Origin of the sequence: Rhodoblastus acidophilus (assembly GCF_025961575.1) — a bacterium.
Lineage (GTDB): Bacteria > Pseudomonadota > Alphaproteobacteria > Rhizobiales > Beijerinckiaceae > Rhodoblastus > Rhodoblastus acidophilus_C.
On the sequence record NZ_JAOQNX010000008.1, the window covers coordinates 60722 to 76768 of the forward strand.

Here is a 16047-nt window from a genome sequence, read left to right on the forward strand (position 1 = left end):
TCAGGACGACGGCTGGCCCCGCTGGGCGAGACTCGCCAGCAAGACGGCCAGCAAACCCGTGACAAAAATGCCGTCAAAAGTTCCGGCGCCGCCGATCGAGGCGACGGGCGCGCCGAGCGCGGGGAACAGGCCGAGATTGAGGATGTCGGCGCCGAGCAGCACGCCGAGGCTGCCGCCGACATAGGCCAGCGGCGCAAGCTCCTCCCAGGAGACGATGGCTGCGACCAGCGCGGCGGCGATCGGCGGCACGAAGATCGGCAGGGCGATGCCGACCCCGCGCACCGGCTCCGCCAGCATATGGCAGATGACGGTGATGACGGCGGTGGCGATCAGCGCGCGTCCCAAAAAATTGCGCCGGACGATCAGATAGAGCGACAGCAGGGTGGGGATCAGCCCGCCGCCGACATTGATGGCCAAAATCATCCCGGGTTCGCTCACCATCTCGGGGACGACGTAGCGCATGCCGAAATAGGTGATCTCTCCGGGCTCGACGAATGCGTCGCCGCCGAGCTCCGCGATGGGGATGTTGACATAGGAGCCGAGCAGCGAGGCGGCGAGCAGCGCCAGGGCCCAGCCGGAGGAAATGCCGAGCCGCATATAGGCGAAGCGCAGGATTTTGACCTGAATGAAAATCAGCAGCAGCGCCAGCGCGAGCGCGAAAATCGCGAGAAACGGCCACGCCAGGGGGAGGTACTGCGCATGGCCCCAATGGACGTCCATGGGGCCTCCTTAAGTCGTGAGAACTCAGATCAGGACGACGCCTTTTCGCTCGCCGCGGGTTCGAAGGCCTCGGCGGGCGCGCCCCATACGAATAGTTCGGGACCGAATTGCACGTCAAGCCTTTGCGCGCCCCGGCCGCGCAACAGCCGGTAGCGGCACAGCACGGCCCCCTCGGCGCCATTGGGGAGATTGAGGCGTCTGGCGAAGGGCGAGGCGGTTTTCAGGCGGACTTTTTCACCGGTGATCATGACGGCCGCTCTAAAACGCGTTGTACTGGGCGCGACGTTAAGCCGCATAGGTCATGATATTGCCGCAATGCAGCATGTCCAGCCCAAAGATGGAGCAAATTGGAGATTAAATCAGCTTTTTTACGGCTTTTCGTAGCGGAAACAGAATGTCCGCCTCGAACCAGGGATGGCGTCGCAGCCATCCGGTGTTGCGCCAGGAGGGGTGGGGCAAGGCGATCAGCCTCGGTTCCTGTTGCGGCGCCGCAAACAGGCGCACCCATTCCTCCAAGGGCGCCTTGGGGTCGCAGGCGCGGCCCAGACGCGCCGCATGGTAGCCGATCGCGGCGCGCCCCACCGCCACCACCAGCTCCGCCTGCGGCATGAGCGCGAACAAGCGATCGTGCCAGAGGGCGCGGCATTCGCGGCGCGGCGGCAGGTCGGCGCCGCGCGCGTCGTAACCCGGAAAGCAGAAGCCCATGGCGGCGATGGCGATGCGGGACGTGTCGTAGAATGTTTCGCGGTCGATCCCCAGCCAGAGGCGCAAGCGGTCGCCGGAGGCGTCGTCGAAGGGCAAGCCGCTGGCGTGCACCCGTGCGCCGGGCGCCTGGCCGGCGATCAGCACGCGGGCCGTAGAGGACACGCGCACCACCGGACGCGGCGCATGAGGCAAGGGCGCGCCGACGGGGTTTTCAACACACGCCCGGCAAGCGCCGATTTCCGCGACCAGTCCGGCCAGATCGTCCATGCGCCTCAGGTCGAAGCGCTCGGCCGCGCCGAAACCTCGGCGCGCCAGCGCGCGAAATTTTTAAGATCGTCAGGGAAGGCGATGCGCGCCGATTTGGCAAAATCCGCCGCCACCAGCGCGGTGATGTCGGCAATGGAAAAAGCCTCGCCCGCGACGAAGCGGCGTTTCGCCAGTTCGCCGTCCAGAAACCGTGCGAAAGCGAGGGCGCGCGGCTTGTTGACCTCCGCCCATGCGGCGATCTGCGGCTGTTCCAGTTCGGCCATATGGGGGTGGCTGTGGCGGAAGGCGTGGGTGACGGGCGCGAAAAATTCGAGCTCCACCCGCCGGTTCCACATCTCCACGCGCGCCCGCTCCAGCGGGTCAATGCCGAACAAGGGCGGCTCCGGCCAAAGCGCCTCGACATAGCGGCAGATCGCCACGGATTCCGTCAGGATTTCGCCGGAGTCGAGCTCCAGCGCCGGCGTGCGCTGCAACGGATTTACGGCGGAAAATTCAGCGCTCCGATGCTCCAGTTTTCCCAGGTCGATGCTGACCCTGGGAAGGCAAAGCCCCTTTTCCGCCAGGAAGATGCGCACCCGACGAGGATTGGGCGCGAAGGGGGAATCGAACAGTTTCAAGGGCGTCTCCCAGATGGCGCGGTCGATTGCGATTGTTTTTAAATAAACCGTCAGCCGATCCTTAAGCATTTTACGCCAGGGTGGGCGATCACTTTGTTCGTCTGGTTTGCGTCAGCATGGAGCATGTCACCGCCGAAATGATAGCGCGTGGGCGGTCCGACGGCCGCTCGACCGAGCGTCGGCGCATGGCCAATCGCTTGCGCGAGGCCCGCGAGCGGCTGAGTTCGGCCGGCGCCGGAAACGTCAATTTCGACATCGAGCTGCTGCGCCTCTACGCTGAGGGCCGCCTCGCCGCCATCGTGCCGCAGATCATGCTCTGCCTGGCCATCGGGGCGATGACCACGCTGTGGGTCCCGACGCTGGCGGTGTTCGTCTGGCTGTGCTTCACCCTGTGCGCCCTGGCGCTCGCCTGCCTGCTCGCCCGCCGCTTCCTCAAGCTCGACCGCGGCGAGCGCGACGCCCGCGCCTGGTACGCGCGCTTCACCGTCGCGGAAGGCGTGAACGGCGTGGCCTGGGCCAGCCTCGCCCTGCTCATGGCCGGGGTCAACGATCATTGGGCGACCACCTATGTGATGGTGGTGTTCATGCTGGCGGCCGGCATCCACACCGTGGTCGCCGCTTTCGCGCCGGCCGCCGTCTTCGCCGTGCTCGCGCCGCTTGCGGCCGGCGTGGTGTTCTACATGGCGCCGACGACGCTGCAGGGCCCTGTGGCGCCGCTGACCCTGCTCGCCTGTTCGACCCTGCTCTATTTCGCCATTCTGGCGCGGCGCATTTACGCCAGCCATGTCGACTCGCTGGCGCTGCAATCGGAAAAGGACATGCTGATCGCCGAGCTGGAGCAGGCCAAGGCGATTTCCGACGAGGCGCGCCGCCGCGCCGAGGAGGCCAGTCTCGCCAAATCCCGCTTCCTCGCCACCATGTCGCATGAATTGCGCACGCCGCTGAACGCCATTCTCGGCTTTTCCGAAGTGATGAAGAACGAGCTGTTCGGCGCCCATGCGGTGGCGGCCTATCGCGACTATTGCAACGACATCCACGCGAGCGGCTCGCACCTCCTGACCCTCATCAACGAAATCCTCGACCTGTCGCGGGTCGAGGCGGGGCGCTACGAATTGAAGGAGGAATCGGTCTCGCTGCCGGAGGTGATCGAGGATTGCCTGCGCCTGCTCACCCTGCGCGCCCGCAAGCGCGAGGTGACCATGACCGATGTGGTCGAGCCCAACATGCCGCGCATCTGGGCGGACGAGCGGGCGCTGCGCCAGATCGCGCTCAACCTGCTCACCAACGCCATCAAGTTCACGCCGCCTGGCGGCCAAGTCACGGTCAAGGTGGGTTGGACCCGGGTCGGCGGCCAGTATTTTTCCGTCAAGGACACCGGTCCCGGCATTCCCCAGGAGGAAATTCCGGTGATCATGTCCTCGTTCGGGCGCGGCTCCATGGCGCAGAAAAACGCCGACGAGGGCACCGGCCTCGGCCTGCCCATCGTCAAGGGGCTGGTGGAGCTGCATGGCGGCAAGTTCACGCTGCGCTCCAAGCTGCGCGAGGGCACGGAAGTTCTGGTGATCCTGCCGCCGGAGCGGGTGATGAATTCCTTGCCGCAGATGGAGGTTTTCGGGACCGCCGAACGCCGTCAGGGCCTGCGCGGCGCGGCCTGAGGCGGCGCGCCAAGCGTCATTTCCGCGCACCGCTCTTGTCGAGACGGCCAAAAAGCTTTAAATTGCAAACATAAATTGAATCCGGGCCCCTCTGGCGAGGACCCCGACACTGGTCGGGCAACCTCGCGATGTCGGATCGCCGATCCCGCGCTGTGCGCTGGAAGCGGTCGATGTCGCGGGGCCTTTTTCTGCAAACTCCCCGACCAGGCCATTCAGCTTCCGCACGCACACGGCGCCAGCAAAAGGAACCGTGATGTCGAAGCATCGATCGAAATGGCGGTCGCAGCAGTGGCGCGCCGAACTCGCCGCCTCATATCAGGAAAGCCGCGAAGACGACTTGTTCGACCTGCTGGTCTCGGCGGCGGCGCTGACCGCGCGCGCCGATGGCCGGGTCGAGGAGGTCGAGCGCGTCCAGCTGCTGGATTTTCTCGACCGGCGCGACCTCCTCTGGATGCGCGACCGCGAAGATGTTCTCGCCCAGTTCGAGCTCTGCGTCAGCGCGCCGGACGAACAGCTCTCCACCCTTGCGCGCCTGCGCCGCTACCGGGACAGCCGGGCGGCTGAGCTCATCCTCGGCCTCTGCGACGAAGTCGCGGCCGCCGATTGCCGTCTCGATCCGCGCGAGGATCAGCTTCTGCGTCTGATCCGGGCCAGTCTCGACCGCCTTGGGCCGGAGCCCGCGACCGCGCGCGGGCTTGCGCCGCAAATCCATTGAACAATGACAGGAGACTCTCATGAATAAACCGCTCAGCGATCGCGCCAAGGGTCAGGAAGCCGCCTTCATCCACAAGGAGGAAATGGCGTTTCGGATCACCGCGCGCCGCAACCGGCTGTTCGGCCTGTGGGCGGCGGGCCGGCTCGGGCTTTATGGCGACGCGGCCGAGGCTTACGCCCTGGTCGTCATCGCCGCGGATTTCCAGGCGCCCGGCGATGAGGACGTGATCGGCAAGGTCTTGGGCGACCTCGCCGGAAAAGCCTCGGAAGCGGAGGTGCGCGCCGCCTTCGAACGCGCCGCCGTCGAAGCGGACCGGCAACTTTCCGCCTGAGGCGGGTCTCTTGGCCGAGGGGGCGGGAACGCCTCCTCGGCTTTGGCCTTTCCGAACAAGGGCGTCATGGATAAAACAGCGCTGCGCGTGTGGTTCGAAAAGTTGCGTCATCCCGAGCGGCGCTGGCTACGTGTGCCGATCGGGATTGCGCTGGTTTTCGGAGGTCTTGTCGGCTTCCTCCCGGTTGTCGGCTTCTGGATGATCCCGCTTGGGCTTTCCCTCCTCGCGCTCGATTTCCCGGCGGCGGCGAAAGCCAATCGCTGGATCGAACGAAAATTCCGCGCTGCGGTCGCCTGGGCCGCGCGGCGCGGGCTGCTGCGGCGGCGCAGGCCGGACTGAACCTCGTCGCCGCAGGGCGCTCATAGATGGAATTCCCAATGGACTATTTCAGCGCCAGTTATTTGGTTCCGCTGCTGGAAATCATCTGGATCGATATTCTGCTGTCGGGAGATAATGCGGTGGTCATCGCCATGGCCTGCCGATCCTTGCCGCCAAATCGGCAAAGACTCGGCATTGGGCTCGGCGCCGCCACTGCGGTCGTGCTGCGCATCGTCTTTGCTGCGATCATCATCCAATTGCTCGCCATTCCCTATCTGCGCATCGGCGGCGGCGCGCTGCTGCTCTGGATCGCCGTCAAGTTGCTCCAGTCAGAGGAGGAGGATGAGAATCAGGTCGCGGCCCATGCGACCCTGTTCGCCGCCGTGCGCACCATCGCCCTCGCCGATCTCGTCATGAGCCTGGACAATGTGGTCGCCGTCGCCGCCGCGGCGCATGGGCAGATTTCGCTGTTCGTCATTGGCCTGCTGATCTCCATTCCCTTCGTCGTCGGCGGCGCTTCGCTGCTCTCCGGCCTGATCCAGCGGTTTCCCGCGCTCATCTGGTTGGGCGGCGCGCTGCTGGGCTGGATTTCCGGCGAGATGATCGCCAGCGATCCCCTGGTCATTGGCCTGACCCAAGGCGCCAGCGTGGCGCACGGCTCCGTCCAGGGTTTTGTCGGGCCGATCTTCGGCGCGGCGCTCGTCGTCGCCGTCGGCCATCTCCTCTCCAGACGGAGACTGCGCGCCGCGAAGGCGGGGGATTTCGGCGCAGGCTCGGAATGAACGGCGGGCTCCCGACTCTCGCCATTTCGGCGCGCGTCCCGATCGCGCGCGCCGACCTGCCGGCCGAGACGGTCGCCCTCGCCACTTATCTGATTGGCAAGATCGTGGCGCGCGCCCTGCCGGAAGGTTTTGCAAGCGGGCGCATCGTCGAGACCGAGGCCTATCTGGTCGGCGACGCCGCCAGCCACGCCTATCGCGGCATGACGCCCCGCAATCGCGCCATGTTTCTCGAGCGCGGCCACGCCTATGTCTATCTCGCCTACGGAACCTCTTACATGCTGAACGTGTCAAGCGAGACCGCGGGCGTCGGCGCCGCCGTGCTGATCAGGGCGCTCGAACCGCTGGACGGCGTCGCCGCCATGACGCGAAACCGCAGCGATGCGCCCTTGCGCGATCTGGCGCGCGGACCGGGCCGGCTCGCCGCCGCCTTGGGGATCGATCGCGGGCTCGACGGGATCGATCTGTGCAACCAAGGCCCGCTGTGGCTGGCGCGCGACGATTTTCAGCCCGACGACATCGGGCGGAGCGTGCGAATCGGCATTTCGCGCGACGCGGATCGCCTGCTGCGCTTCTATCTGCGCGGCAGCAAGTTCCTCAGCGGTCCACGCGCGCTGAATGGCGCGTGAATGGCGGGCGCGCGGACAGCAAAAGCCGCAATCTTATTTTTCATCCGCCGTTTCGCTCTGGCGCGAAATGGCAATGCGCCGGTCCCGCTTATGCGCTAGCCTAACCGGACTCATCAATTGAGGAACTGACGAAATCAATCGAGGAGCTGACACGCGCGGAAGTCCGGGTGCGGCGGTCCGCCCCTCCGTCCCCTGCGCGCAGGCTTCAAGACACGGGTGCAACATGTCCGAACAACAAAAAACCGTCCGGATCGATCGCCGGGCCATTTTGAAGGGTGGAACCGCCGTCGCCGCCGTCGGAGCGCTTTCCGGCGTTTTTGGCGCTTCTTCTTCCGCGCGCGCAAAAGAAGAAACGCCGCCGCGCCCGCACATCGTCTATATCGTCTCCGACGACCAGGGCTGGCGCGACGCCGGCTTCAACGGCTCACCCGACATCCGCACCCCCAATCTCGACAAGCTCGCCCGCGGCGGCGCGGTGTTCGACCAGTTCTACGCGCTGCCCATGTGCACGCCGAGCCGCGCCACGCTGATGACCGGCCGCTATCCCTTCCGCTACGGCCTGCAAACCGGCGTCATTCCTTCCGGCGGCGATTATGGGCTGGCGCTCGACGAATATCTGCTGCCCCAGGCGCTGAGCGACGCCGGCTATCGCACCGCCATGGTGGGCAAATGGCATCTCGGCCACGCTCGTCGCGAGTTCTGGCCCAGGCAGCGCGGCTTCGACAGCTATTACGGGCCGCTGGTGGGCGAAATCGACCACTTCCGCCACGCCTCGCATGGCGTCGTCGACTGGTATCGCGACAATACGCTGCTGCATGAGGACGGTTACGACACCGACCTGTTCGGCGCCGAGGCGGTCAAGATCATCCGCGGCCATGACAAGACCACGCCGCTGTTCCTCTATCTGGCCTTCACCGCGCCGCACACGCCCTATCAGGCGCCCAAACCCTGGCTCGACGCCTATGCCGACATCTCCGACGAGTCGCGGCGCGCCTATGCCGCCCAGATCTCGTCAATGGACGACGCGATCGGCAAGGTTGTGGCCGCGCTCGAGGAGAGCGGGCTGCGGCAGAACACGCTGATCGTCTTCCATTCCGACAATGGCGGCACGCGCTCGGCGATGTTCGCCGGGGAATCCGCGGTCAAGGGCGAATTGCCGCCCAACAATGGCGTCTATCGCGACGGAAAGGGGACGCTCTACGAGGGCGGAACCCGCGTCGCCGGTTTCGCCAATTGGCCGGGCGCCGTCCAGGCCGGCCACGTCAAGGGTCCCGTCCATATCGCCGACATGTTTCCGACGCTGGCGGCGCTCGCCGGGGCGAAGACGGATAAGGCCAAGCCGATGGATGGCGTCAATGTCTGGGGCGCCGTCGCCAAGGGCGAGGCCTCGCCGCGCACCGAAGTGGTTTATAATATCGAGCCCTATCGGGTTGGCGTCCGCCAGGGCGATTTAAAACTGATCTGGGCGCCGATCCTGCCCGGCAAGCTTGAGCTTTACGATCTGGCGGACGATCCCTCGGAGACCAAGAACCTTGCCGCCGCCAACCCGCAGCAGGTGGAAAAGCTCCAGAAGCGCGCCGAGCAGCTTTCCAAGGAGGCCATCCCGCCTCTGCTGATCGGCCAGATGATCAAGACCACTTTTTCCGCGCCCCCTTCGACGCCCCAGGGGGATGCGCCGGCCCCGACCGCGCCCAAGAACGCCAGCAAGGGATTTTTGTCTGATCTGGAGCGGGCCGACGATTAGCAGGCTGCTGAAAACCCGTGGACCGCCCCCGCCCTTCGAGACGCCCGCCAAGGCGGGCTCCTCAGGGTGAGGGCTACGCGATTGTTCTATATAAATAAAATCCCTCATGGTGAGGAGGCTGCGAAGCAGCCGTCTCGAACCATGGCCATCGGAACGGGATTTTTCAGCAGCCTGTTAGAGCAGCGCGCTTTAAGGGCGTCCCTGCGCTTCCCGCGCGAATGTGGACGGGGTTCGCCCCGTCCACCGCCTGAAGGCGCGGACGAAATGGGAGGAATCGGAATAGCCGAGCGCCATGGCGATCGTGGTGAGGTTCGACTGGCCCGCGCGCACCATGTCTTCGGCATGGGCGCGGCGATGCCGGTCGAGCACGTCCTCAAAGGTCGCGCCCTGCGTCTTCAGCCGGCGCTGCAGGGAGCGCACCGGCATGCCCAGGGTCTGCGCCACTTCGGGCAGGCCGATGCCGCCATGTCCGACATGGCTCTCCACCATGGTCTCGACAGCCGCGAGCACGCGCGCGTCGGACGGGCGCGCGTCGGACGGGCGCGCGTCGGACGGGCGCGCGCCGGAGAGGCCGTCCTCGTCCAGGCCGAAAAGGCCCGCGCCCGACGGTTGCGCCACCGGGCGCGCCAGCGCCTCGGCGTCGAAGCGGATTTCGGCGCGCTGCCCCGTGCCGAACACCACGGGCGCGCCGAAGAATTCCTCATAGACCGACGCCCTGCCGTAGCAGGGGTGCGGAAAACTCAGGCGCTGCGGCCGCCAGTCCTCGCCGACCAGCGAGCGTATGGTGCGGCACATGAAGGCCGACGCGCCCTCATAGAGCAGATAAAGCCCCTCGCCCCAGGGCAGTCTCATGGCTTGGGTCCAAACGGCGACGCCGTCGACAATCTCCAGGGACACATCGGAATCCGCCTGGATCCGCGGCATCAGCCGGGCGTGCGCGCGCAATCCGTCGAGCAGGGTGCGTCCCCCGACCAGCGCGCATCCGGGCGCGCCGAGCTTGATCGGGTCGGCCTTTTCGCCCAGATGCAATCCGAGTTGCGGCAGGCCGACGGAGCGCGACGAAGCCTGGAGGGCGGCGAACACCTGGCTCTGCGACACCACCGCGCCTTGGGCCACGTCGCTCAGGCTGCCGACGCCCACGCTCTTGAAAATGGCGTCCGGGGATACGCCGTGACTTTCCAGAAATTCCGGAAGCATGTGCAGCAGGTTCAGGCGCGCAGGCGCGTAATGAACGATCGAACCCTCTCCCTCTCGGATGATCTTGGTCGCGAGCATAGCACGGCGCCAAACGGACAAGACAAGTCACGTGTTGTTGAGGCCCTCCCGCTGATCCGCGCTGTGCCGGCGGATCGAGGAAAGTGTTGAGATGTCAAAGAGACCAGCCAAGCGTCCGTTTCATCTGATGGCCAAGCCCACCGGCTTTCGCTGCAACATCGCCTGCGATTACTGCTTCTATCTGGAAAAAGAGGCGGGCGCGCTGAAGCCGCAGAGTCCGCAGCTCCATATGGACGACGCGACGCTCGACGCCTATGTGCGCGCCTATATCGAAGCCAATCCCGTGGATGAGGTGGAATTCGCCTGGCAGGGCGGCGAGCCCACGCTGGCGGGCCTGGATTTTTTCGAAAAGGCGCTGGCGTGCCAGGCCCGCCACGCCCGCGGCAAAACCATCCGAAATTCGATGCAGACCAACGGGCTGCTGATCGACGAGCGCTGGGCGCGCTTCCTCGCGGCCAACGCTTTTGTCGTCGGCATTTCCGTCGACGGGCCGCCGGAGATCCATGATTGCTATCGCCGGGCGCGCAATGGCAAGGGGGTTTACGACGAGGTCGCGCGCGCCATCGCGCTGTTCAAGAAACATGGCGTCGAGCACAATATTCTGGCCGTCGTCAATTCCGTCACCGCCGAACATCCGGTCGAGGTCTATCGGCATCTGACCCGGGAGCTTGGCGCGCAGCACGTGCAGTTCATACCGGCTGTCGAGCGCCGGCCGGCCGGTCTCGCCGCCGGCGAGCTGCTCCATCCCCAGGTCGAAGCGGCGGACGCCGCGCTGACGGACTGGTCGGTGACGGGCGAGGCCTATGGCCGCTTCACCATCGCCGTGTTCGACGAATGGGTTCAGCGCGATGTCGGGCGCGTCTTCGTGCAATTGTTCGAGAACACGCTCGCCGCCTTCGCCGGCGAGACGCCCAGCCTTTGCGTGATGCGTCCGACCTGCGGGCAGTCGCTGGTCATCGAGATGAACGGCGACGTCTATTCCTGCGATCACTATGTCTATCCGCAGCATCGCCTGGGCAATGTCCGCAGGGACGATCTGGCGGCCATGGTCTCGGGCGCGAAGCAGCGCGACTTTGGCATGGCCAAGGCGGACCTTTCCGCCAAATGCATGAAATGCGACTGGCGTTTCGTCTGTCGCGGCGGCTGCCCCAAGCATCGCATCCATCGCGCCGGGACGCATTGGCACAACCATTTGTGCGCCGGCTATGAGGCGATGTTCGCGCATATGGCGCCCTATATGCGGTTCATGGCCGAGCGGCTCGGCCGGCGACAGTCGCCGGCCGCCGTGATGGGCGCGGTTGCGGCGATCCGCGCTGCGCAAACGTCCGGGTCCGCAGCGGACGCGTAGGGTTCGAGACCCCGCGGTTCGCCTCCCAGGCTTTTCTAATATTTCGAACAAAATGTGCGAATTTATTCGGCTGTTTCGAGCGGGCCGATGCTGGCACTTTGCGGGCATCGCATTCGTCGAGGCGATGATCCCCGGCGAAAGTCACAGAAAGGTCCCGCAATGAAGCTCTTGCACGTCGATTCCAGCATTCTCGGACCCGGCTCCGTCAGCCGCCAGCTCTCGGCGGAAATCGTCGCCGCCGAAAAGCGCCGCCATCCCGACCTGACCGTGATCTATCGCGATCTCGCGGCGGAGCCGGTCGGCCATCTCTCCGGCGCACATCTGGCCGCCGCGCAAGCCGCGCCTGTCGAGGGCAGCTGGCTGCAGCAGGATGTCGCCGCCGGACAGGCGGCGCTGGAAGAGTTCCTCGCCGCCGACATAGTGGTCGTCGGCGCGCCCATGTACAATTTTTCGGTTCCCAGCCAGCTCAAAGCCTGGATCGACCGGCTCGCGGTGGCGGGCAAGACGTTCCGCTACACGGAGAACGGTCCGGTCGGCCTCGCCGGCGGCAAGAAGGTGATCGTCGCCTCCTCGCGCGGCGGCTTTTACGGGCCGGGAACGCCCGTCGCCTTCCTCGATCACCAGGAGAATTATCTGCGCGGCGTGTTCGGCTTTTTCGGCATTGACGATGTGACCTTCGTTCGGGCGGAAGGGGTCGCGCTGGGGGCCGAGCAACGCGCCAGCGCGATCGACGCCGCCAAGGCGGAGATCGCCCGCAACGCAGCCTAATTTTCTCAAGTTTTCCGCCACATCGGGTGACCATGGGGCCGGCCGCAGCGCCGGCCCCATGCTTTTACGCTCCAGTCTTGACAAGGAGCCTCGCTCTACATAATTAGGAGCCTAATCATATGTCTCCTAATTAAAGGCTTTCCAAAATGTCGCCGGAGCAATTCGTCAACAGCGCCATCGCTTTGACGCGACGCTGGCGCGTCCTCATGGACGCGGAAATGTCCCGCTTCGGGCTGACCTCGTCGACCTGCCGTCCCCTGTTCTATCTCGGCGAACTCGGGGACGGCGTGCGCCCCAAGGATCTGGCGGAAATGCTCGAAATGGAGCGTCCGTCCCTGAGCCAGCTCGTCGATCGCCTGGAGCAGCAAGGTTTTGTCACGCGCCGGAACGATCCCAATGACCGGCGCGGCAAGACCCTGCATCTGACGCCCTCGGGGCGGGAAATCTACGATCTGACCGCCGGCGTCGCGAAGCGGGTGCGGCGGGACCTGCTCGAGGGCGTCGGGGAGGCGGATCTGTCCGCCTGCATGCGGGTGTTCGGCCAGGTGTTCGGCAATGCGCAGCGGCTGCACGATTTCGCCCACGGTCGGGACCGCGCATGACCGTCGCCGCCGCTCCGATGGCGCCGCGCGGCGCGTCCGCCGCGCCCGTGCTCCGCATCGCCGCCGCGCAAATCGTCGCGGCGCCGGCGGCGCGCTTGCGCGCGCTCTTCCTCCATCTGATGAAGCCCGCCACTGCACTCCATGCGGCGCGCACCACGATTGCGGGCCTGACCGCCCTGTGGCTCGCTTTCGTGTTCCAGGTCGAGATGCCCTTTTCCGCGCTGACCACGGTCATGCTGGTCTCCAATCCGGTGCAGGGCATGATCCTGGAAAAGAGCCTGTACCGACTCGGCGGCACATTGCTGGGCGGCGTGGCGGCCCTGGCGCTGATGGCGCTGTTTGCGCAGACGCCGGAGCTTTTCCTCCTTGGCCTGGCGGTCTGGATGGCGCTGTGCACCGCCGCCTCGACGCTGCTGCGCGGCCATCGCTCCTATGGCGCCGTGCTCGCCGGCTATACCGTCGCCTTGATCTCCTTGCCGGCCGTGGAGACGCCTGAAAGCATTTTCTCGGTCACCATGGCGCGTGTGGGCGCCGTCACCATCGGCGTCGTCACCTCCGCGCTGGTCGGCGCGCTGTTGACCGGCCACACCGCGCAACGACGGCTCGACGCTTTGTTGCGGGCGTTGCTGGCGGATCTGGTCGGCGTGGGCCGCGCCGCGCTCCAGGGTGGATCGCTGTCGACGCGCTTGCATGCGTTCAGCGTCCGGCTCGGCGGTCTCGACGACGCCATCCGCTTCGCCGTGGTGGAGACGCCTGAGGTCGCGGCCAGGGGCGCCTCCTTGCGCGCGGCCTCCGCCGCCATGCATGGCGTGCTGAGCGCGGCGCGCGGCCTGAGCGATGCGCTGGCGCATCCCATCGCCCTGGTCTCGCCGGTCGCGGATTGGCTGCGCGAAGTGGAGGCGCTGCTGGCGCGGGCCGAAGCCGCGCTGGAGCGGCGCGACGCGGCGGAGCTGGAAAAAGTCGCGGTCGCCGTGCGCCGCCTCGCCGATGAGCTCGACGCCTTCTTCTCCGGCGATGCCGGCGACGCGCCGAACCTGAGCGAAGACATGCTGATCCTCGCCGACCGGCTGGGCGATTTTCTCGATGAGCTCGCCAGAAGTCTGGCGGGCTTGACCAAGCCGGACGCTGCGGACGGCGAGGCGCCGCCCGCGCGCATTGCGATCCATCTCGACTGGGCCTGGGCCGGGCTGAATGCGGCGCGCGCCGCCATCGCCGTCCTGGTCGCCGGCGGCCTCTGGCTCGGGCTCGCCTGGCCGCTGGGGGCGTCGATGATGTTGGCCATCATTCCGACCATCGGCCTGAACGCTTTGCGCGAACGCCCGTCGGCGGATGTGCTGCAATTCGCCTGGGGCACGGTGGCGGCGGCCCTGCTCGGGCTGTTCTATCTGCTCTGGGTGCTGCCGCAGATCAACAGCTTCGCCTTGCTCGCGATGTGGCTCGCGCCGCCTCTGGCCTTTTGCGCCGCGGCGGTGACCATGCCGTCCGTCGCGTTCTTCGCGCTGGGCCTCGCCATCTTCCTGGTCACCTTGCTCGCGCCCTCCAATCCCATGGTCTTCGATCCCAGCGCCTTTCTCAACAATGCTTTGGCGACGACCGCGGGCTGCGTCATCACGGCGCTGATCTTTCAGATCGTCCTGCCGGTGGATGCGCGCCGCCTGAAGCGGCATCTGATGCGGGGCGTCCAGCGCGACGTGATCGCCGTGCTGCGGTCAGGCGCTTCGATCGACGCGCGCCAATGGGACAGCCGCATGCACGACCGCATGCGCCTGTTGAGCGCGCGCCTGCGCGCCGCCAACATCGACCCGCGCTGGTCCATGGGCGCGGCCTTCGACGCCCTGCGCCTGGGCCGCGAAGTGTTTCGGCTGCGCGCGCTGACGCAGGGCGACGCCGAACTGGCGGCCGCGACCGAGGCGAGCCTCATCCCGATCGCGGAGGGACGTTCGCGCGGCGAGGCGCTTAAAACCTTCGCCCGGACGCGCGATTGGCTCGAAGACCGACGCGCCGCGCGTCCGGACGAGGCGGCCCGCATTCTCCGGATCGAAGCCGCCCTCACCTCCATCGGCTCGCTTCACGCGCGCGGCGCGCGCTTCTTCCAGCAGGCGGCCCAGTTCCAGCAGGGGCGAGCATGACGCACGAGCTCAACCTGTTTGGCGTCTATCTCGCGCCCTTCGTCGGCGATCTTTTACGCGCGGCGCTGGTGTTTTTCATCCTCCGCGGCCTGCTGGCGCGCGCGCGCCTGTCGCGGCGCGTCTGGCACCCCGCGCTGTTCGAGCTTTGCCTGTTCGTCCTCGTCCTCTCCGCAACCGTGTATCTGACATGAAGCCGTTTGTTCGCCTCCGCTCCGCCCTTCGCTTCGGCCTGACCGCCGGCGCGCTGATCGCCGCCGTCCTCGCCGCCACCGCGCTGTGGCGCCATTACATGATCTCGCCCTGGACCCGCGACGGCCGGGTGCGCGTCGAGACCGTCACCATTTCGCCCGAGGTCAGCGGACGGTTGATCGAGTTGAAGGTCAAGGACAATCAAAAGGTTCACAAGGGCGACGTGCTGTTCGTGATCGATCCCAGCAATTACAAAATCGCGCTCGATCAGGCGCAGGCGGAGCTCGACGGCCAAGACCATTCGCTGCACATCGCCCGCATCAAGGCCGAAAACCGCGCGCGGCTTACCGAACTGGCGGTCTCGCGCGAGGATCGCCAAACCTATGAAAGCGCCGCCAATGTCGCGGCGGCGGCGACGCTGGCGGCGCGCGCAAAACTCGAACGGGCGCGGCTCGACCTGGAGCGCACGACCGTGCGCGCGCCCGTCAACGGCTATATCGTCAATCTCCGGCTGCGCGAGGGCGATTATGTTACCTCCGGCCAGCCGGCGCTCGCGGTCGTGGACAGCGATTCCTTCTGGGTGGCGGGCTATTTCGAGGAGACCCAGCTCGCCGGCGTCCATCCCGGCGACAGCGCGCGCTTCACGCTGATGGGCTATCCCGACATTCCCCTGACCGGCCGCGTCGACAGCATCAGCCGGGGCATCGCCGACCAGAACGCGGCGGGCTCCATGGCGGAACTGTCGAATGTGAACCCGGTGTTCACCTGGGTGCGGCTGGCCCAGCGCATTCCGGTGCGCATGACCATCGACCGCGCGCCGCCCGAGGTCACGCTCGCCGCGGGCATGACGGCGACGGTCGCGGTGGGCAAGCCGTCCACCTTCCGGGACGATCTGGCGTTCGCGATCCGATTCTGGACGCGGATTTTTTGAACTCCGCGTCCGGTCTGCCAGGAGCAGAGCGGCGGCGTTCAAGCGCCGCTCATTCGATTTCCGCGCCGATTCGCGCCCAGCGCGGACCATTGCTCCAGGAGAACCAGATCTGCCGCGCCTTGCCGATCAGGTCCGCGAGCGGAACGAACCCGAATTTGCGCGAGCCGACACTGTTGTTGCGGTTATCGCCCAGCACGAAAATCCGCGCAGGCGGCACAATGAATTCCGCATCGGCTGCGCTGTCCCGCGGCGGCATTGCGCCCGTCAGCGATGACCGCCGGCCTGTTCGGCGAACAGGATATGATCGCCTTCGGCGGTCTCCGCG

The 16047-nt window shown here is 66.3% G+C and carries 19 protein-coding genes; 13 read left to right on the plus strand and 6 right to left on the minus strand.

Going from position 1 to position 16047, the window contains the following annotated elements; translation table 11 throughout:
* The 4 genes from M2320_RS07465 to M2320_RS07480 all read right to left on the minus strand — a co-directional run bounded on the left by M2320_RS07465 (position 1) and on the right by M2320_RS07480 (position 2309).
* Positions 1–720 (minus strand): DUF1614 domain-containing protein, encoded by a 720-nt coding sequence (locus tag M2320_RS07465; protein ID WP_264596730.1) that lies wholly within the window; start codon positions 718–720, stop codon positions 1–3.
* 29 nt (positions 721–749) lie between these two features.
* Positions 750–968, minus strand: a complete 219-nt coding sequence (locus M2320_RS07470) for a hypothetical protein (RefSeq protein WP_184430304.1) — start codon at positions 966–968, stop codon at positions 750–752.
* 106 nt (positions 969–1074) lie between these two features.
* Complete coding sequence (locus M2320_RS07475) at positions 1075–1692, minus strand: uracil-DNA glycosylase family protein (protein WP_264596731.1); 618 nt, start codon at positions 1690–1692, stop codon at positions 1075–1077.
* Between the two features lie 5 nt (positions 1693–1697).
* Positions 1698–2309 (minus strand): glutathione S-transferase family protein, encoded by a 612-nt coding sequence (locus tag M2320_RS07480; RefSeq protein WP_264596732.1) that lies wholly within the window; start codon positions 2307–2309, stop codon positions 1698–1700.
* Positions 2310–2494: 185 nt separating this feature from the next.
* Here M2320_RS07480 and M2320_RS07485 point away from each other — a divergent pair, with 185 nt between their 5' ends.
* From M2320_RS07485 to M2320_RS07515, 7 genes are all read left to right on the plus strand, one after another.
* Positions 2495–3964: a HAMP domain-containing sensor histidine kinase gene (locus M2320_RS07485; RefSeq protein ID WP_319801419.1), complete on the plus strand. Its 1470-nt coding sequence runs from the start codon at positions 2495–2497 to the stop codon at positions 3962–3964.
* Between the two features lie 253 nt (positions 3965–4217).
* Positions 4218–4679: a TerB family tellurite resistance protein gene (locus tag M2320_RS07490; protein WP_264596733.1), complete on the plus strand. Its 462-nt coding sequence runs from the start codon at positions 4218–4220 to the stop codon at positions 4677–4679.
* 19 nt (positions 4680–4698) lie between these two features.
* Positions 4699–5010: a DUF1476 domain-containing protein gene (locus tag M2320_RS07495; RefSeq protein ID WP_184430309.1), complete on the plus strand. Its 312-nt coding sequence runs from the start codon at positions 4699–4701 to the stop codon at positions 5008–5010.
* Between the two features lie 66 nt (positions 5011–5076).
* A complete protein-coding gene (locus M2320_RS07500) occupies positions 5077–5349 on the plus strand; it encodes a PGPGW domain-containing protein (RefSeq protein WP_184430310.1) in 273 nt (90 codons plus the stop codon).
* Positions 5350–5387: 38 nt separating this feature from the next.
* Entirely contained in the window at positions 5388–6110 is a 723-nt protein-coding gene (locus M2320_RS07505) for a TerC family protein (protein ID WP_264596734.1), read from the plus strand.
* A complete protein-coding gene (locus M2320_RS07510) occupies positions 6107–6736 on the plus strand; it encodes a DNA-3-methyladenine glycosylase (RefSeq protein ID WP_264596735.1) in 630 nt (209 codons plus the stop codon). Before M2320_RS07505 ends, M2320_RS07510 begins: the two co-directional genes overlap by 4 nt.
* Positions 6737–6959: 223 nt before the next feature.
* Positions 6960–8480, plus strand: coding sequence for an arylsulfatase B (locus tag M2320_RS07515; protein WP_264596736.1), 1521 nt, complete (start codon positions 6960–6962; stop codon positions 8478–8480).
* A gap of 189 nt (positions 8481–8669) precedes the next feature.
* On the opposite strand, the gene M2320_RS07520 is transcribed toward M2320_RS07515, so the two are convergent.
* Positions 8670–9755 (minus strand): AraC family transcriptional regulator, encoded by a 1086-nt coding sequence (locus M2320_RS07520; protein WP_264596737.1) that lies wholly within the window; start codon positions 9753–9755, stop codon positions 8670–8672.
* Positions 9756–9846: 91 nt separating this feature from the next.
* Between M2320_RS07520 and M2320_RS07525 the strand changes: the two genes are divergently transcribed.
* From M2320_RS07525 to M2320_RS07550, 6 genes are all read left to right on the plus strand, one after another.
* Positions 9847–11103 carry an anaerobic sulfatase maturase gene (locus tag M2320_RS07525; RefSeq protein ID WP_264596738.1) on the plus strand — a complete coding sequence of 419 codons (1257 nt, stop codon included), beginning with the start codon at positions 9847–9849 and terminating at the stop codon, positions 11101–11103.
* Between the two features lie 159 nt (positions 11104–11262).
* The gene (locus M2320_RS07530; RefSeq protein WP_264596739.1) at positions 11263–11871 is read left to right on the plus strand and encodes an FMN-dependent NADH-azoreductase; all 609 of its coding nucleotides are present in this window, start codon (positions 11263–11265) and stop codon (positions 11869–11871) included.
* A gap of 146 nt (positions 11872–12017) precedes the next feature.
* Positions 12018–12473, plus strand: coding sequence for a MarR family winged helix-turn-helix transcriptional regulator (locus M2320_RS07535; RefSeq protein WP_264596740.1), 456 nt, complete (start codon positions 12018–12020; stop codon positions 12471–12473).
* On the plus strand, positions 12470–14602 hold the full coding sequence (locus tag M2320_RS07540) for an FUSC family protein (protein ID WP_264596741.1): 2133 nt from the start codon (positions 12470–12472) through the stop codon (positions 14600–14602). The genes M2320_RS07535 and M2320_RS07540 overlap by 4 nt, the downstream gene beginning before the upstream one ends.
* Positions 14599–14793, plus strand: coding sequence for a DUF1656 domain-containing protein (locus M2320_RS07545; protein ID WP_264596742.1), 195 nt, complete (start codon positions 14599–14601; stop codon positions 14791–14793). Before M2320_RS07540 ends, M2320_RS07545 begins: the two co-directional genes overlap by 4 nt.
* A complete protein-coding gene (locus M2320_RS07550) occupies positions 14790–15722 on the plus strand; it encodes an efflux RND transporter periplasmic adaptor subunit (protein ID WP_264596743.1) in 933 nt (310 codons plus the stop codon). Before M2320_RS07545 ends, M2320_RS07550 begins: the two co-directional genes overlap by 4 nt.
* A gap of 49 nt (positions 15723–15771) precedes the next feature.
* Here the strand turns inward: M2320_RS07550 and M2320_RS23355 are convergent, their stop codons facing one another.
* On the minus strand, positions 15772–15978 hold the full coding sequence (locus M2320_RS23355; protein ID WP_264596744.1) for a S26 family signal peptidase: 207 nt from the start codon (positions 15976–15978) through the stop codon (positions 15772–15774).
* Between the last annotated feature and the right edge of the window lie 69 nt (positions 15979–16047).

What these genes read in the sequence shown, in the direction of transcription:
- M2320_RS07465 (WP_264596730.1), bottom strand. Translation starts at nt 720, where the DNA reads ATGGACGTCCATTGGGGCCATGCGCAGTACCTCCCCCTGGCGTGGCCG.
- M2320_RS07470 (WP_184430304.1), bottom strand. Translation starts at nt 968, where the DNA reads ATGATCACCGGTGAAAAAGTCCGCCTGAAAACCGCCTCGCCCTTCGCC.
- M2320_RS07475 (WP_264596731.1), bottom strand. Translation starts at nt 1,692, where the DNA reads ATGGACGATCTGGCCGGACTGGTCGCGGAAATCGGCGCTTGCCGGGCG.
- M2320_RS07485 (WP_319801419.1), top strand. Translation starts at nt 2,495, where the DNA reads ATGGCCAATCGCTTGCGCGAGGCCCGCGAGCGGCTGAGTTCGGCCGGC.
- M2320_RS07490 (WP_264596733.1), top strand. Translation starts at nt 4,218, where the DNA reads ATGTCGAAGCATCGATCGAAATGGCGGTCGCAGCAGTGGCGCGCCGAA.
- M2320_RS07495 (WP_184430309.1), top strand. Translation starts at nt 4,699, where the DNA reads ATGAATAAACCGCTCAGCGATCGCGCCAAGGGTCAGGAAGCCGCCTTC.
- M2320_RS07500 (WP_184430310.1), top strand. Translation starts at nt 5,077, where the DNA reads ATGGATAAAACAGCGCTGCGCGTGTGGTTCGAAAAGTTGCGTCATCCC.
- M2320_RS07505 (WP_264596734.1), top strand. Translation starts at nt 5,388, where the DNA reads ATGGACTATTTCAGCGCCAGTTATTTGGTTCCGCTGCTGGAAATCATC.
- M2320_RS07510 (WP_264596735.1), top strand. Translation starts at nt 6,107, where the DNA reads ATGAACGGCGGGCTCCCGACTCTCGCCATTTCGGCGCGCGTCCCGATC.
- M2320_RS07515 (WP_264596736.1), top strand. Translation starts at nt 6,960, where the DNA reads ATGTCCGAACAACAAAAAACCGTCCGGATCGATCGCCGGGCCATTTTG.
- M2320_RS07520 (WP_264596737.1), bottom strand. Translation starts at nt 9,755, where the DNA reads ATGCTCGCGACCAAGATCATCCGAGAGGGAGAGGGTTCGATCGTTCAT.
- M2320_RS07525 (WP_264596738.1), top strand. Translation starts at nt 9,847, where the DNA reads ATGTCAAAGAGACCAGCCAAGCGTCCGTTTCATCTGATGGCCAAGCCC.
- M2320_RS07530 (WP_264596739.1), top strand. Translation starts at nt 11,263, where the DNA reads ATGAAGCTCTTGCACGTCGATTCCAGCATTCTCGGACCCGGCTCCGTC.
- M2320_RS07535 (WP_264596740.1), top strand. Translation starts at nt 12,018, where the DNA reads ATGTCGCCGGAGCAATTCGTCAACAGCGCCATCGCTTTGACGCGACGC.
- M2320_RS07540 (WP_264596741.1), top strand. Translation starts at nt 12,470, where the DNA reads ATGACCGTCGCCGCCGCTCCGATGGCGCCGCGCGGCGCGTCCGCCGCG.
- M2320_RS07545 (WP_264596742.1), top strand. Translation starts at nt 14,599, where the DNA reads ATGACGCACGAGCTCAACCTGTTTGGCGTCTATCTCGCGCCCTTCGTC.
- M2320_RS07550 (WP_264596743.1), top strand. Translation starts at nt 14,790, where the DNA reads ATGAAGCCGTTTGTTCGCCTCCGCTCCGCCCTTCGCTTCGGCCTGACC.
- M2320_RS23355 (WP_264596744.1), bottom strand. Translation starts at nt 15,978, where the DNA reads ATGCCGCCGCGGGACAGCGCAGCCGATGCGGAATTCATTGTGCCGCCT.